Origin of the sequence: Sphingomonas sp. GC_Shp_3 (genome assembly GCF_026540945.1) — a bacterium.
Lineage (GTDB): Bacteria > Pseudomonadota > Alphaproteobacteria > Sphingomonadales > Sphingomonadaceae > Sphingomonas.
Map to the genome: position 1 here is coordinate 24,941 of NZ_JALNUT010000014.1, position 15,342 is coordinate 40,282.

The 15,342-nt window shown below is 68.2% G+C and carries 14 protein-coding genes; 6 read left to right on the forward strand and 8 right to left on the reverse strand.

The window, feature by feature from the left end:
• Positions 1 to 31: 31 nt before the first annotated feature.
• Together mutS and OXR00_RS18125 are read right to left on the reverse strand one after the other, a co-directional pair.
• Positions 32 to 2,602, reverse strand: coding sequence for a DNA mismatch repair protein MutS (mutS, locus tag OXR00_RS18120; RefSeq protein ID WP_267389656.1), 2,571 nt, complete (start codon positions 2,600 to 2,602; stop codon positions 32 to 34).
• 59 nt (positions 2,603 to 2,661) lie between these two features.
• On the reverse strand, positions 2,662 to 3,414 hold the full coding sequence (locus OXR00_RS18125) for an SDR family oxidoreductase (RefSeq protein ID WP_267389627.1): 753 nt from the start codon (positions 3,412 to 3,414) through the stop codon (positions 2,662 to 2,664).
• 94 nt (positions 3,415 to 3,508) lie between these two features.
• Between OXR00_RS18125 and OXR00_RS18130 the strand changes: the two genes are divergently transcribed.
• Both OXR00_RS18130 and OXR00_RS18135 read left to right on the forward strand, forming a co-directional pair.
• The gene (locus tag OXR00_RS18130) at positions 3,509 to 3,892 is read left to right on the forward strand and encodes a helix-turn-helix domain-containing protein (RefSeq protein WP_267389628.1); all 384 of its coding nucleotides are present in this window, start codon (positions 3,509 to 3,511) and stop codon (positions 3,890 to 3,892) included.
• Between the two features lie 60 nt (positions 3,893 to 3,952).
• The gene (locus tag OXR00_RS18135) at positions 3,953 to 6,211 is read left to right on the forward strand and encodes an NADP-dependent malic enzyme (protein WP_267389629.1); all 2,259 of its coding nucleotides are present in this window, start codon (positions 3,953 to 3,955) and stop codon (positions 6,209 to 6,211) included.
• A gap of 89 nt (positions 6,212 to 6,300) precedes the next feature.
• Here OXR00_RS18135 and OXR00_RS18140 read toward each other — a convergent pair whose 3' ends face one another.
• A complete protein-coding gene (locus OXR00_RS18140; protein ID WP_267389630.1) occupies positions 6,301 to 6,759 on the reverse strand; it encodes a hypothetical protein in 459 nt (152 codons plus the stop codon).
• A gap of 203 nt (positions 6,760 to 6,962) precedes the next feature.
• On the opposite strand from OXR00_RS18140, the gene OXR00_RS18145 reads away from it, so the two are divergent.
• Positions 6,963 to 7,511, forward strand: coding sequence for a CHAP domain-containing protein (locus OXR00_RS18145; protein ID WP_242153382.1), 549 nt, complete (start codon positions 6,963 to 6,965; stop codon positions 7,509 to 7,511).
• Positions 7,512 to 7,590: 79 nt separating this feature from the next.
• Here OXR00_RS18145 and msrB read toward each other — a convergent pair whose 3' ends face one another.
• From msrB to OXR00_RS18160, 3 genes are all read right to left on the reverse strand, one after another.
• Positions 7,591 to 8,076 carry a peptide-methionine (R)-S-oxide reductase MsrB gene (gene msrB, locus OXR00_RS18150; RefSeq protein WP_242153379.1) on the reverse strand — a complete coding sequence of 162 codons (486 nt, stop codon included), beginning with the start codon at positions 8,074 to 8,076 and terminating at the stop codon, positions 7,591 to 7,593.
• Between the two features lie 72 nt (positions 8,077 to 8,148).
• Positions 8,149 to 9,411: an ABC transporter permease gene (locus tag OXR00_RS18155; RefSeq protein WP_267389632.1), complete on the reverse strand. Its 1,263-nt coding sequence runs from the start codon at positions 9,409 to 9,411 to the stop codon at positions 8,149 to 8,151.
• Complete coding sequence (locus OXR00_RS18160; protein ID WP_267389633.1) at positions 9,408 to 10,343, reverse strand: ATP-binding cassette domain-containing protein; 936 nt, start codon at positions 10,341 to 10,343, stop codon at positions 9,408 to 9,410. The genes OXR00_RS18155 and OXR00_RS18160 overlap by 4 nt, the downstream gene beginning before the upstream one ends.
• A 54-nt stretch (positions 10,344 to 10,397) precedes the next feature.
• Between OXR00_RS18160 and queG the strand changes: the two genes are divergently transcribed.
• Positions 10,398 to 11,522: a tRNA epoxyqueuosine(34) reductase QueG gene (gene queG, locus OXR00_RS18165; protein ID WP_267389634.1), complete on the forward strand. Its 1,125-nt coding sequence runs from the start codon at positions 10,398 to 10,400 to the stop codon at positions 11,520 to 11,522.
• 13 nt (positions 11,523 to 11,535) lie between these two features.
• Here queG and OXR00_RS18170 read toward each other — a convergent pair whose 3' ends face one another.
• Positions 11,536 to 11,961 (reverse strand): hypothetical protein, encoded by a 426-nt coding sequence (locus OXR00_RS18170; RefSeq protein ID WP_267389635.1) that lies wholly within the window; start codon positions 11,959 to 11,961, stop codon positions 11,536 to 11,538.
• 50 nt (positions 11,962 to 12,011) lie between these two features.
• Between OXR00_RS18170 and OXR00_RS18175 the strand changes: the two genes are divergently transcribed.
• Positions 12,012 to 12,290 carry a hypothetical protein gene (locus OXR00_RS18175; RefSeq protein ID WP_242153364.1) on the forward strand — a complete coding sequence of 93 codons (279 nt, stop codon included), beginning with the start codon at positions 12,012 to 12,014 and terminating at the stop codon, positions 12,288 to 12,290.
• Positions 12,287 to 14,044 carry a hypothetical protein gene (locus tag OXR00_RS18180; protein WP_267389636.1) on the forward strand — a complete coding sequence of 586 codons (1,758 nt, stop codon included), beginning with the start codon at positions 12,287 to 12,289 and terminating at the stop codon, positions 14,042 to 14,044. The genes OXR00_RS18175 and OXR00_RS18180 overlap by 4 nt, the downstream gene beginning before the upstream one ends.
• Positions 14,045 to 14,062: 18 nt before the next feature.
• On the opposite strand, the gene OXR00_RS18185 is transcribed toward OXR00_RS18180, so the two are convergent.
• Positions 14,063 to 15,280, reverse strand: coding sequence for a UbiH/UbiF/VisC/COQ6 family ubiquinone biosynthesis hydroxylase (locus OXR00_RS18185; RefSeq protein WP_267389637.1), 1,218 nt, complete (start codon positions 15,278 to 15,280; stop codon positions 14,063 to 14,065).
• Positions 15,281 to 15,342 lie beyond the last annotated feature (62 nt).

Consider the following 15,342-nt stretch of genomic DNA (forward strand, 5'->3'; position numbering starts at 1 on the left):
CGGGCGCGCGTCATCTCCCCATCGTCCGCGCTCAGAGCAGCCCTTTGAGGCGGTAGAGCTGCTCCAGCGCCTCGCGCGGGGTGAGCGCGTCGGTGTCGATCGCGGCGAGCGCCTCGCGCAAGGTGTCGGCAGGCGGTGCCTCCTCGATGCGGGCGGCGGCGAATAGCGGCAGGTCGTCCAGCCCCGCCGCGATGCCGCCGGTCTTCGCGCGACCCGCCTCCAGCTTCGCCAGCACCGCCTTCGCGCGCGACAGCGTGGCCGGCGAGAGGCCCGCCAGCCGCGCCACCGCAAGGCCGTAGCTGCGATCAGCCGGCCCCTCGCTTACCTCGTGCAGCAGGACGAGGTCGCCCTTCCACTCGCGCGCGCGGACGTGGTGGAGCGTCAGCGCGTCGCAGCGTTCCGCCAGCCGGGTCAGTTCGTGGTAATGCGTCGCGAACAGGCAGCGGCAGCGATTGTCCTCATGGATCGCCTCCACCACCGCCCAGGCGATCGCGAGGCCATCATAGGTCGAGGTGCCGCGACCCACTTCGTCGAGAATCACGAAGCTGCGCGGTGTCGCCTGCGCGAGAATGGCGGCGGTCTCGACCATCTCGACCATGAAGGTGGAGCGCCCGCGCGCGAGATTGTCCGATGCGCCGACGCGGCTGAACAGCCGGTCGACCAGCCCGAGCGTGGCCGACGTCGCGGGCACATAGGCACCCGCCTGCGCCAGCACCGCGATCAGCGCGTTCTGGCGCAGGAAGGTCGATTTGCCGCCCATGTTCGGGCCGGTCACCAGCCACAGCCGCGAATCCTCCGACAGCCGGCAATCGTTGGCGACGAAGCGGTCGCCGCGTTTCGCCAAGGCATCCTCGACCACAGGGTGCCGGCCGCCAGCGATATCGAAACAGGCGTGATCGACCAATGTCGGTCGCACCCAGCCACCCTCGCAGGCACGCTCGGCGAGCCCGGCCGAAGCGTCGAGCCGGGCGAGCGCATCGGCGGTGGCGGCGATGGCCTCGCGCCTGGCGAGGGCGGCGTGAGTCAGATCCTCCAGATGGGACGCTTCCGCCGCCAGCGCGTGGGCACCGGCCTGCGACACCTTCACTGCCACCTCGTGCAGTTCGGGCGCGTTGAAGCGCACGACGCCCGCCAGCGTCTGGCGGTGGGTGAAACCGCTGTCCGGCGCCATCAGCGTGTCCGCCACTCGCGCCGCCACTTCGATATGATAGCCGAGGACGCCGTTGTGCTTGATCTTGAGCGCGACGATGCCGGTGCGTGAACGATAGTCCGCCTCCAGCGCTGCGATCGCGCGCCGGCCGCCCGCGCCGGCGTCGCGCAGATCGTCCAGCGCGGCGTCATAACCCGCCGCGATATAGCCGCCGTCCGACGCATCGACCGGTGGCATCGGTATCAGCGCGCGCGTGAACAGGTCGATCAACGCACCATGCCCGCGCAGGCGCGGGGCGAGATCGGCGAGCAGCGCGGGCGGCCGTTCGATGCCCCCCAGCTTCTCGCCAAGCGACCATGCCCCGTTAAGCCCGTCTCGCAACTGGCCAAGATCACGCGGGGAGCCGCGCCCCGCCGCGATCCGCCCTAGCGCGCGACCGATATCGGGCAGTGCGCGCAGAGTGGCGCGCAGGCTCTCGCGCAAGCCGCCGTCCTCGCACAGCAACTGCACCAGATCGAGCCGCGCCTCGATCTCTTGCCGATCCACCAACGGCGCGCCGAGATCGGCGGCAAGCGCGCGTGCGCCCGCGCCAGTGACGGTGCGATCGACCGCATCGAGCAGGCTGCCCTTGCGCGCGCCCGCCGTGGTGCAGGTCAGTTCGAGGCTGTCACGGGTGGCGGCGTCGATCGCCATCGCTCCCGCGCTCTGGCGCAGCACCGGCGGCCTAAGGAACGGCAGCGCGCCCTTGGCGGTATGGTCGAGATACGCGACCAACCCACCCGCCGCCGCCAGTGCGGCGCGATCGAACTGGCCGAACCCGTCGAGCGTTGCCACGCCGTACAGGTCGCGCAGCCGCGCCTTGCCGCGCGTGCTGTCGAACCCGGACTTGGGCCGCAGCGATGTCGCCATGTCGGCGAATGCGCTGTCCTCGGCGGCGATGGTCTCGGCTGGCCCGAGCCGCGCGAGTTCGGTGGCGAGGTTGGCGGCGCTCGTCTCGATCAACTCGAACCGCCCGGTCGATACGTCCGCCGCCGCCAGCGCGACGCCGCCGCCCGCTTCCCCGATCGCCACGCACCAGTTCGCCGCGCGCGCGTCGAGCAGCGCTTCCTCGGTCAGCGTACCGGCGGTGACGACACGCACGATGCCGCGCGCGACCAAGGCTTTCGATCCGCCGCGTTTCTTGGCTTCGGCCGGTGTCTCGGTCTGTTCGGCGATGGCGACGCGGTGCCCGGCCTTGATGAGCCGTGCGAGGTAATTCTCGGCGGCATGGACCGGCACGCCGCACATCGGGATCGCCTGCCCGCCATGCTCGCCGCGCGCGGTCAGCGCGATGTCGAGGCACGCGGCGGCGATCTTCGCGTCGTCGAAGAACATCTCGAAGAAATCGCCCATCCGGTAGAACAGCAGGCAATCCTGCGCCTCCGCCTTCAGGCTAAGATACTGCGCCATCATCGGCGTGGGGGCGGCGGGTTCGGTCACACCCACGCCGATAGGGGTTCGCGGCTATCGGCTCAATGCTGCTGGTTGATTGTCGCGAAGGTCTGGTCGTACCGCCCTTCGCGTTCGGCGTTGCGCAGGAACTTGACCCGCTCGACCGTGTTCTCCGGCCCCTGCGGATGCGCCTCCAGCAATGCCATCGTCTCGGCGATATAAGCGTCGAGCGGCATCGAATTGGGGTTCTCGGCATGGCCGGGCATCAGATCGGTGGCGACGGCGGGCGGCGCGATCTCGATCACGTCGATGCCGATCGGCTCCAGTTGCGCGCGCAGGGACTGGCTCCAGCTATGGATCGCCGCCTTCGTCGCGCAGTAGGTGGCGGTCGCCGCCATCGGCACGAAGGCGAGGCCGGACGACACCGTCAGGATCGCGGCGTTGGGCTGTGCGCGCAGGTGCGGCAGCAGCGCGGCGGTCAGCCGGATCGGGCCGAGCAGGTTGGTCGCGATCGTCGCCTCCGCCGTGTCGAGCGCGAAGCCGTCGGCAAGCAGATCCTCCGCCTGCATGATGCCGGCATTGTGGATCACGACGTTGAGCGCCGGATGCGCGGCGGTCACGCTCTCCACGAACGGCGTGATCGCCGTCGCATCGGCGACGTCGAGCTGCGCGATCGCGATCCCCGGCACCTCGGCGGCAAGCGCTTCGAGCGGTTCGAGCCGCCGGCCTGCGACGATCACCGCGTTGCCGCGCTGGTGCAGCGCGATCGCCAGCGCGCGACCGATGCCCGATCCGCCGCCAGTGATGAGTATAGTGTTGCCGGTGATGTCCATGCTGCGTCTCCTTGCTTGGTGGACACGATGTAGCGTGCCGCTTACCGATGGGAAGTAAGCACCGAAAGGTGCGGTACTTACCGCGAGGGAACCGATGGACGCGCCGCTCTGCCACCCCGACCTCGATCCGCGCGTCGAGGCGCTCGTCACCGACGTGATCGGCCGAGTTGCCGACAAATGGACGATGATCGTTCTGGAGGCGCTCACCCAGCATCCCGTGCTGCGCTTCTCCGAACTCGCCAAGGAGGTGAGCGGCATCAGCCAGAAGATGCTGACCCAGACGGTGCGCGCGATGGAGCGCGACGGGTTGGTGATCCGCACCGTCCGTCCGGTGATCCCGCCGCATGTCGATTACCGGCTAACCGATCTCGGCCACAGCCTCAGCGAGGCGTTCTGCGGCGTATGGCTGTGGGCGGAGGCGAACGTCGACCGGATCGATCGCGCGCGGCAAGACTTTGACACGCGCAAACTGGGATAGCGGCGTTCCCTTTCCCAGCAAGTGACACTAAGGCGGAACCATCCGGAGAGAGCCTGCGCCATGTCGAACGAATCCAACGTCCAGTTTTCCGAACGCGAAGCCCTGCTGTTCCATTCGGAAGGACGCCCCGGCAAGATCGAGATCATCGCCTCCAAGCCGATGGCGACGCAGCGCGACCTCGCGCTCGCCTATTCGCCCGGCGTCGCCGTGCCGGTGCTGGCGATCGCGCGCGATCCGTCGCTGGCCTATGATTACACCGCCAAGGGCAATCTCGTCGCGGTGATCTCGAACGGCACCGCAATCCTGGGTCTCGGCAATCTCGGTGCGCTCGCCTCCAAGCCGGTGATGGAAGGCAAGGCGGTGCTGTTCAAACGCTTCGCCGACGTCGATTCGATCGATCTTGAATTGAAGACCGAGGACGTCGACCGCTTCATCGACGCGGTCGAGCTGATGGAGCCGAGCTTCGGCGGCATCAACCTTGAGGACATCAAGGGGCCGGAGTGTTTCATCATCGAGCAGACGCTGCGCGAGCGGATGAACATCCCCGTCTTCCACGACGACCAGCACGGCACCGCGATCATCGCCGCCGCAGGCCTCATCAACGCGCTGTTCCTCACCGGCCGTGACATCAAGACTGTCAAAATGGTGATTAACGGCGCCGGTGCCGCCGCGATCGCCTGCGCCGGCCTCATCAAGGCGATGGGGCTGCCCGGCGAGAACCTAATCATGTGCGATCTCGGCGGCGTGATCTATCAGGGCCGTGAAGGCGTCAACCAATGGCAGTCGGCGCACGCCGCGATCACCGAGGCGCGCACGCTTGAACAGGCGCTCGACGGCGCGGACGTATTCATCGGCCTGTCGGCGGCGGGCGCGCTGCCGGCGGAATATCTCGCCAAGATGGCACCCCGGCCGATCATCTTCGCGATGGCCAACCCGGACCCGGAGATCACCCCGCCCGACGCCAAGCGGGCGCGCCCCGACGTCATCATCGCCACCGGCCGCTCGGACTATCCGAACCAGGTCAACAACGTGCTGTGCTTCCCGTTCATCTTCCGCGGCGCGCTCGACGTGCGCGCGACGACGATCAACGACGAGATGAAGCTTGCCGCCGCGCAGGCGCTGGCCGCGCTCGCCCGCCAGCAGGTCGCCGAGGAGGTGCAGCAGGCATACGGCGTCAAGCACAGCTTCGGCCCGGACTATATCATCCCCGCGCCGTTCGACCCACGCCTGATGGAGATCGTGCCGGTCGCCGTCGCCAAGGCGGCGATGGATTCGGGCGTCGCCACCAAGCCGATCCTCGATATCGACGCCTATCGCCAGACGCTGAAGGCACGGCTCAACCCGACCACCTCGGTGCTGACGCTCGCCTATGAGGGCGCGCGCGCGCACCCGAAGCGGGTGCTGTTCGCAGAAGGCGAGGAGGAGACGGTGCTGCGCGCCGCGATCGCGTTCAAGGACGGCGGTTATGGCGTGCCGGTGCTGGTCGGCCGCGATGACGTGCCCGACCGGCTGCGTGCGCTCGGCGTCACCGATCCAGAAACGTACGAACTGCACAACAGCCGTAATTCGCCGCTGGTGCCGCGTATGGTCGACTTCCTGTACGCGCGCCTCCAGCGGCGCGGCTTCCTGCGGCGTGATTGCGAACGGATGATCAACCAGGATCGCAACATCTTCGGCGCGGTGCTGCTCCAGCTCGGCGAGGCCGATGCGATGATCACCGGCACGACGCGGACCTATGCGCAGACGATGCGCGAGATCCGCCGCGTGATCGATCCGGTCGCCGGTCGGACGCCGTTCGGCATTCACCTCATGGTCGGCCAGACGCACACCGTTTTTCTCGCCGACACCACCGTCAACGAACGGCCGAGTGCGATTGAACTCGCCGACATCGCCGAGGATACCGCGCAGGTCGCGCGCCGCATGGGGCATGAGCCGCGCGTGGCGTTCCTCAGCTATTCGACGTTCGGCAACCCCGGCGGCGTGTTCCTCGACAATATCCGCGATGCGGTGAAGGTGCTCGACGAACGCAAGGTCAGCTTCGAATATGAAGGCGAGATGGCAGCGGACGTCGCGCTCAACCCCAAGCAGCTCGCCAATTTCCCGTTCGCGCGGCTGTCCGGCCCGGCCAACGTGCTGGTGATGCCGGGCCTGCAATCCGCCAACATCTCCGCCAAGCTGCTGCGCGAACTCGGCGGCGATGCGGTGATCGGGCCGATGCTGGTCGGCATGGAGAAGAGCGTGCAGATCGCGCCGATGACCTCGACCGCGAGCGAACTGGTGACGCTTGCGGTGCTGGCGGCGGGCGGCATCGCACGCTGACCCCGGTTCGTGCGCAACGGCGATGCGTAGCGTCGTGAGCGCCGGACGTACGCGGTGGGTGTGGTCAGGTAGCGTCGCGGCGGCGGCGCTTAGCCGGCGCGCGCCTGCACGAACGCGCTTGACACCCACCCTGATTTGCACGGGCCGGTGTAACCGCGCGCAGTAGCGATCGGGGCATCGACGCCGCAGTCGGCGGCACCGCCGCCGGCGGGCGGCACAACCACCCCCTGCCACCGCTGATCGAGCGAGTGCGAGCATAGCAGCAGCGCGGTTCCGTTGGTCAGCCGCGCGACTTCGCTCGCCTCGGTGAAGGGCGCCGCGCGCAGCGAGAGATACGACTCATTCGTCGGCGACAGATTGACCACGACGCCCGACCCTGCGCAGGCGGCGAACGCGGCGCCACCTTCGCCGATCCGTACCGGCTGCACGCCAGGGGAAAGCTGCGCCTCCTGCTCGCCGGCGTTGTAGATCGCATCGGCATCACCCGACGATCCGCGCGATGAACACGTGAGGAGGAGCAGGCACAGGACCGGCGCTAGGGCTTTCATATCCGTGATTCTACAGGGTTTCCCGCGATCTGGCGAGCACAGACGCGTGCCAGGCGCGCCGAAGCGCGGTGCCGAGAGGCAGTCATCGCCGGTGAAACACGCTTCGTCCTAAAAGGTTCCACGATGAGATGCAGATGGGTTTTCTTTATAACCGCGACCTGCTCAATAGCCTCATCGAAGCCAAATGACCTTTGGGGGGTCGCATGAAATTCCAAGTACTTGCAGCGCGTTTTGCGCTGGTGTTGACGTGCGCCCTGACGATGGCGGCCCCGGCAGCGGCTCAGTTCTGGCAATGCGCTCCCTATGCCCGCAGCATTTCGGGTATTGAAATCCGCGGCAACGCGAACACCTGGTGGTCGCAGGCCGCCGGCCGTTACGAGCGTGGCCGTGCGCCGAAGGTCGGCGCGGTCCTCGCGTTCTCCTCGACCAGCCACATGCGGATGGGTCATGTCGCGATGGTCAGCGCGGTCGTTAACGATCGCGAAGTTCTGCTCACCCACGCTAATTGGTCGCGTCGCGGGGGTATCGAAACCAACGTTCGCGCGGTCGACGTGTCGGCCAATGGCGACTGGAGCATGGTCAAGGTCTGGTACGGTCCGCAGCACGGTCTTGGCACCAGCGCCTACCCGACCAAGGGCTTCATCTATTCGGATCATCCCGGCCATGGCGACACCGCCGAGCCCGACACGGATATGCCGAAGATGACGCTGGCCAGCGCCACCACGTCGCCGACCAACACCGCCGACTTCTAAACCTTTCCCCCCAAAGGCTTACCAAAACGCCCTCCCGTCGGCAGCGACAGGAGGGCGTTTTCGTATCTCGCGAAGGCGATCAGGCGGGTTTGAAGGTCAGCGCCACGCCGTTCATGCAATAGCGCTTGCCGGTCGGCGGCGGGCCGTCGTCGAACACGTGGCCGAGGTGGCCGCCGCAGCGGCTGCAATGCACTTCCGTCCGCGACATGCCGAGCGATCCGTCGTTGCGCGTCCGCACCGCGCCCGGCAGCGGTGCCCAAAAGCTGGGCCAGCCGGTGCCGCTGTCGAATTTGGTCTTCGAGGCAAACGCGGCCTGTGCGCAGCCGGCGCAGGCGAAGGTGCCGTGGCGATGTTCGTTGTTGAGCGGGCTGGTGAACGGACGTTCGGTGCCTTCGTGGCGAAGCACGTTGTATGCGGCGGGCGAAAGCTTCGCCTTCCACTGCGCATCGCTCATCGTCACGGCGAAATGCTCCGGCGGACCCGCCACTGCGCCGCGACATCCGAACAACAGGAACGCCGCCGCACCCGAGGCGGAGAGCGTCAGGAAACTTCTGCGATCGTACACCGCTTGCAATCCTCTTTGCCAATGACGTCAGGCATATAGGTACGCGCGGTGGTAATACACGGATGCAGCCGGTTACAGCCCGCGCGTGGCGTCGGAAACGGCTTCTGCTACTGCTGCGGACCGGCTCTTGAACCAACTGCCGCTACCCGATTGCAGCACGCCACGCCGGAATGCGCGCGCGCCGAGCGTGATCGCGATCGCGACCCACAAAGCCTGCCACGCAAGCGCGAGCAGATGCGGCCAGATGTCGGCGAAGTTCGCGGCATGCGCTGCCATCGCGAACGGCGAGCTGAACGGGAAGATCTCGGCGAAGCGTGTCACCCAGCCATCGTGGCCGCCCGCCGCGCGCAGCGCGAGGCTGAACATCAGCACCTGCACGATGGTGATCGGCAGCGACAGCATCTGGAGCTCGCGCGGGGTGGTCGCCTGCGCACCGACGCCGAGGAATACCGCGCCGAGCAGCATGTACGCCATCGCGAAATAGGCGAAGAACAACGGCACGAACAGCGGCAGGCCGATCGCGGGGCCGATTTCGCCCAACCCGCCTGCCATGGTGGCGGGCAGGATGGCGGTGATCTGGCTGGCGAGCGTTCCCCAGAAGCCTACGAACAGCACCGCCGACCCGAACATGCCGAGCAGCTTGCCGAAGAACACCGCCTCCAAGGGCACGGCGGCGGCGAGGATTTCGACCACCTTGTTGTTGCGCTCCTCCGCCATCGTGCCGACCGCCTGACCGGACAGCAGCAGCGACAGGAAGAAGATGCCGAACACGCTGAAGAACGCCGCCTGACTGTGCCCGCCCGAGGAGGCGCGCGCGCGCGCCACGCTGGTGAAGGTCGCGGTGCTGACCGGCGCGGTGCCGGTGCGATCCGCGCGCAGCGTGCCTTCGGCAAGCTCGGCGAGGTAGCGCGAATCGCCACGTCCTTGCCCGCCGTAGAGGATCTTTGGCGCGGCAAGGTCGCCGTACAGCGCTGCCGTGGTGTCCGGGCCGGCGCCGGAGAAGGCGCGGCGCGCCTGCGCCTGCGGGTCCGCGCCGGGCGTATCGAAGGTCAGCACCGGCGGTTGGTCGGAGCGGCCGAACAATTTGCGTAAGCGCGCATCGGTCGCCCGCATTGCCGCCTGCTGCTGCGGCGCGACGATTGCGACGATCCGCGCCTTCTCCGCCGCGCTGGTCGCCATCGAGGAGGCGCCGAGACCGCCGATCAGCCCGAACGACAGCATGATGACCGGCGACAGCAGGAACAGCAGGAAGGTCGGCGTGAACACCGTCGCCACGAAATCGCGGCGGGCGATGGTCAGCGTCTGGCGGACGATCCGGTTGGAATTGGCGCTCATGCCACCGTCTCCTGCTTGCCCTCTGCCGCCGCCGCGCCGACGATCCGCACGAACGCATCGTGCAGGCCGGGTCGTTCGATCGACAGGCCGGCGATGCCGTAACCGCCATCGATCAGCCGCCGCAGCGCCGCCTCGACGCCGCCGTCCGGCACCGGGAAACGCCAGCCGTCGTCGCCGTGGACGGCGCCCTCCGGCAGATGCGCGGCAAGGTCGGGGCCGTCACGATCCGGCACGTAATGCGCGCGCATCGGCAGTAGCCCACGCGCTTGTGCGACGGTGCCCTCGAAACGGTGCTTGCCGCCGGCAATAATGACGAGACGGTCGCACAGCCGTTCGGCATGCGCCATGACGTGGGTGGACATCACGATCGTCGCGCCGCGATCCCGCTCGGCAAGGATCAGTGCTTCCAGGCGCTCCTGGTTGACCGGGTCCAGGCCGGAGAACGGTTCATCCAAGACGAGCAATTCCGGCTGGTGCACCACGGAGCCGAGCAACTGGACGAGCTGCGCCATGCCCTTGGAAAGCTTTCGGATCTTCGTATCGGCGGCGTAGCCGAGGCCGGCGTTCTCCATCAATCCTACCGCGCGTTTTCGACCGGTCTTGAGGTCCAGGCCGCGCAGCGCCCCCATGAAGGCGATCGCATCCTTGGCGCGCATCGCGGGATAGAGCCCGCGTTCCTCGGGTAGATAGCCGACACGGTCGCTGGCATCGCGCGGGTGGCTGTGGCCGAGCAGGGTCCGCTTGCCGCCATCGGGTTCGATGATGCCGAGCAGCATGCGCAGCGTCGTCGTCTTGCCCGCGCCGTTCGGGCCGAGCACGCCGTAGATCGCACCGCCGGGCACGCTCACGTCGACGCCGTCGACCACGTGCTTGCCACCGAAGTTCTTTACGAGCCCACTCGCGCTGATCGCCAGATCGCCTGCCACTTGCATCCTTCCGTGCACACGCGGTTTCCGCGCGCCGCTGCATCGTGGTAGCGGGCATCGATGCGCGAACACAAGCAGCTAACAGCCAGACTGAAGGCGAAGGCGGCGGAGCTGGGTTTCGCCGCCTGCGGAGTCGCGCAGGCCGACATCTCGCCGCGCGTGGGCGAGCGGTTGCACGCGTGGCTCGCCGAGGGGATGCACGGCGACATGCTGTGGATGGCGGAGCGGGCCGGGCAACGTGAAAGTCCGGGCGCGCTGTGGCCGGAGGTGCGGAGCGTTATCGCCTTGGGGATGAGCTACGCACCGGCTACGGACCCATTGGCGCTAGCCGACGAGGGGCAAATCGGGCGTATCTCGGTCTATGCGCAGGGCAGCGACTATCACGATGTCGTCAAGCGTGCGCTAAAGGCACTGGCGCGCTGGCTGGTGGCGGAGGCGCCGGGCGCGGACGTTAAGGTGTTCGTCGATACCGCGCCGGTGATGGAGAAGCCGCTTGCCGAGGCGGCGGGACTCGGCTGGCAGGGCAAGCACACCAATATCGTCAGTCGCAACGGCGGAAGCTGGCTATTCCTGGGCGCGATCTACACCACGCTCGATCTGGTGCCCGATGCACCGGGTGGGAACGCTTGCGGCTCATGCGACGCCTGCCAGCGCGCTTGCCCGACCGATGCGTTTCCCGCGCCCTATCGGCTCGATGCGCGGCGGTGCATCTCGTACCTCACGATCGAACATGCCGGACCGATCCCGGTCGCGTTCCGTGAAAGGATCGGCAACCGCATCTACGGTTGCGATGATTGCCTCGCGGTCTGCCCGTGGAACAAATTCGCGCAGAGTGCCGCCGCCAATCGCGCCTTCCTGCCGCGCGCGGAGCTGGTCGCGCCAGCGCTCGCCGATCTGCTGTGCCTGAGCGATGCGGACTTCCGCACGGTGTTCGCAGGATCGCCGATCAAGCGGATCGGGCGGGACCGGATGGTGCGCAACTGCCTGATCGCGGCGGGGAACAGCGGCTCGAGGGCGCTGGTGGTGCCGGTGACGCGGTTGCTGGACGACCCTTCTCCGGTTGTACGCGGCGCGGCGGTGTGGGCACTCGGGCGGCTTGATGGCGCGCGGGCCGGGGCGGAGCGGACAGTCCGCGCGGCGGGCGAGGCGGATCCGGGTGTTTGCGCGGAATGGGCGGCGATCTGACGATCGCGCGCCTTCAGCTCCCCGCGTAGATCTCGACGACCAGCGCGCGCGCGACCGCCGGCTCGGCGCCGTGCAGCGCGGTGGTGAGGTCGTGCGCGAGTTGCTCGGCGTTCACCGCTTCGGCGGGGGAGGCGTAGAGGCGCGAAAATTCATTGCCGGCGCTGGTTGCTACCGCGCGCAGTTGCGGGGCCTGCGCCGCCAGCCGCGCCGCGCCGGCTGCGTCGCTGGCTTGCAACACCAGCTTGAAGCGCAGCTTGCCCGAGATGCGATCGGCATCGACGATCGGTACGGTGATGCTGTCCATCGGCACGAGGTTCTGCGTGTTGCCCGCAGCTTTCTCGCCACCTGACGCGGCGGCACTCTGCGGAAGCAGAGCCGCGGCGAGGGTGAGGATGGGCAGTTTGATCCGCAACGTAGAACTCCATTCGGCGCGCAGCATCGCTGCGCCGTTACCCTCCTATAATAGCATCAAAAGCAGGATGTCGTTCGATGAGCCGTGACCAGAAACCAGGCAAGGTGCGCCATGTCGGCGCGGTGCAGGAGCGTCGCCAAAGCGATGCCGCCGCCCAGCCGAATGCCGGCGCCGGTGCGACGAACGGCGGTGGGGCGGGGGCGACTGCTGCCGGGTCTGCTGCCGCCGATGCGGCCACGCCTGCAGCCAAAGGTGGCGGCATGGGAATGATCGCCATCGTGTTGTTTCTGGTGTTCGCCGGCGTCGGTGGCGGCGGTATCGTCGCGCTCGCGCCTGTTCTGGGATTGTGGCCATGAAGCGCGCGCTTCGCTTCGCCGCGCTGCTGCTCGGCAGCGCGAGTGCCGTCGCAGCGGGCGCGGTCACGGCGGGCGTGCCGGTGGCGCGACTGCCGGGGTTCGCGGCGGTGCTCGCCAATGCCGCCGTGCCGGCCGGGCCGGGTGGTTGGCAGGTGATTGACGGCGAAAAACTGCGCAGCGAACTGGTGCGCGGTGGTCGTGCCGGGCGGCAGGCGGCGCGCTGGGACATGGCGCGCAGCTTCCTCGGCCGGGCGCGTGGGGCGGAGGCGCTCGGTGTGCTCGAGGTGATGCAGCAGGATGATCCCGATCTCGCGCTCGTGCCTGCGTTCCTGCTCGCCAAAGGTGCGGCGCTGACCTTGCTCGATCGCCCGGTCGAGGGGCTGGCCGCGCTGAATGCGCCGATGCTGGCGGACAATGCGGAGGCCTGCGCGTGGCGGTTGCGGCTGTTCGCCGCGCAGAACACCATGGGTGATGCCGCGCTGGCGCAGGTCGGCTGCGCGCTGCCGGCGATGCAGGCGCGGGCGGGCGGCGCACGGCGACCGTTCGTGCTGGCGGTCGCATCCGCCGCGCTTCAGCAGAACCAGCCGCAGCGCGCGCTGCACTGGCTGGGGATGCTCGGCGACGGCGATGTCCAGGCCAATCTGCTGCGCGGGCAGGCGTTATATGCCAGCGGCGACGCGCAGAACGCCCGGCTGCGGCTGGCGCGCGTAGAGCAGGCCGGCACCGAGGAACAGCGCATCGATGCCAAGCTGAGCGGGATCGAGGCGGCGGTGGCGCATGGCCAGACCTCGCCGGCGATGGTGAAACAGATCGACCAGATCCGATTCGAATGGCGCGGCGGCGATATCGAGGAGCGCGCGCTGCGGGTCGGCTACAAGCTGGCCGGTGCATCGGGCGATCTGCGCGGCGAACTGTCAAGCGGTGCGCCGTTGATCCGCTATTTCGCGATCGGCAAGGATGCCGGGCCGATGCTCGCGCAGTTGCAGGCAGCACTCGGCACCGCGATCGCGCCGGACAGCAAGCTGTCGACCGGCGACGCCGCCGGGCTGTTCTGGGACTACCGCGATTTGGCACCAGGTGGGGCGGCGGGCGATGCGATGCTCAACCAGCTTGCCGGGCGGTTGCAGGCGGCGGGGCTGTTCGAGCGCGCGGGCGATCTGCTCGCCTATCAGATGAATTCGCGCGCGCAGGATATCGAGAAGGGGCCGGTGTCGGTGCGGGTGGCGAGCCTCTACATCCTTGCCGGCAAGCCCGACCGTGCGCTGAAGGCGTTGCGCGATACCGCCGCGCCGCCCTATCCCGACGACATGCGCTACGCCCGGCAGCGGGTCGAGGCGGTGGCGTTGTTCCAGCTCGGCCATCCTGATCAGGCGATGGCGGTGCTCGACACGGTGCCGGGGTCGGAAGGGATCAAGTCCGAAGTGGCGTGGCAGAGCCGCGACTGGACGACGCTTGCCGACGCCAAGGTGGGCGCCGCGCGCGGCACGCTCGCGCCCGTCGATCAGGCGCTGGTGCTCAGGCGCGCCGTGGCGCTGGGGATGCTCGGGCGCGAGCCGGACCTAGCCCGGCTACGCGCGCAATATGTCGGGGGCTTTCGCGGCACGGCGGCGGCGGCGTCCTTCGATCTGCTCACTCAGCCGGTCGGCAAGCTGACGCCCAATACGATCGCCAAGGCGATGGCGGCGATCCCGGCGGCAAGCCCGGCGGGGGATCTGGCGGATCTGTTCGCCGCCAGGGGAGCGCTGTCGAGCTAGGCGAAGACGCGGAACAGGCTAGACCATCATCCCTTGCAACAGCTTGGGCACATCGCCGCTTTCGCCCCGCGCTTCCGCCATGAAGCGATTCTTCAGCGGCGGCAGCCGGTCGACCGCCGCCAGCCCGAACCGCCGCGCCGCGTTGGCGGTCTTGCCGGGAATGCCGAACAGGCGGGTCAGCCCATCGGTGGCGGCGGCGACCATGAACGTGTCGAGGCTGCGCCAGCGTTCGTATCGCGCGAGCAATTGCGGATCGCCGAGATCGAGCCCGGTGCGCTTGCCCTCGACCAGCACCTCGACCAATGTCGCGACATCGCGGAAGCCGACGTTGACGCCTTGCCCGGCAATCGGGTGGATGCCGTGCGCCGCATCGCCGACCAGCGCGAGCCGCTCGGCGGTGATGGTCGCGGCATGGTGGAAGCCTAATGGATAGCTCCAGCGGTTGCCGAGCGGCCCGAGACGGCCGAGGAAGCCGCCCATCTTCTTGTCGCATTCGGCAAGGAAGCCGCGTTCGGACAGCTTGACCATGCCCGGCGCCTCATGCCGCTTGACCGACCATACAATCGCCGAGCGATGCCCTTCGGCATCATCGTTGAGCGGCAGAATCGCGAACGGCCCCTGCGGGTAGAAAATCTCGAACGCGATGTTCTCGTGGCTATGTTCGTGGTGCAGCGAGGTGACGATCGCGCTGTGGTCGTACTGCCAGCACGCCACCTTCAGCCCCGCCGATTCGCGTGTCGGCGAGTTGCGGCCCTCCGCCGCGATCAGCAGCGGCGCGCGGATCACGTCGCCCGAATCGAGCGTGACGGTTACACCGTGCGCGTCGCGGACGGTGGAGACCGCGCGCGTCTTCATCCGCACCTCGACGCCCGGCGCGGCTTGTGCCGCCTCGAACAAGGCGCGGCGCAGCAGCCGGTTCTCGAACATCGTGCCGAGCGCGGTTTCGCCGTCTTGCGGGGTGAAGTCGAGTTTGCCGGGATCGAGCCCGTCGCTCACCCGGATGCCCTGGATCGGGCAGCCAGCCCCCGCCAGCCGATCGAGTACGCCGATCGCGCCGAGCATCCGATGCGGTGCGCTCGCGATCGCCGAGGCGCGCCCGTCGAAGCCGGCGGCGAGGATGACCTCGGGATCGGCGATGTCGATGACGATCGCGCCGAGGCCATGCGCCGACAGGGCGACGGCCAGCGCGCTGCCGACCAGCCCGCCGCCCAGAATGATGACGTCTGCTTGGTTCATGTGCGTTGATGTAGCGCCTGGGCGGCGATGCGCCAGACCTTCCGTGTCCGCTGCCCGCAAAC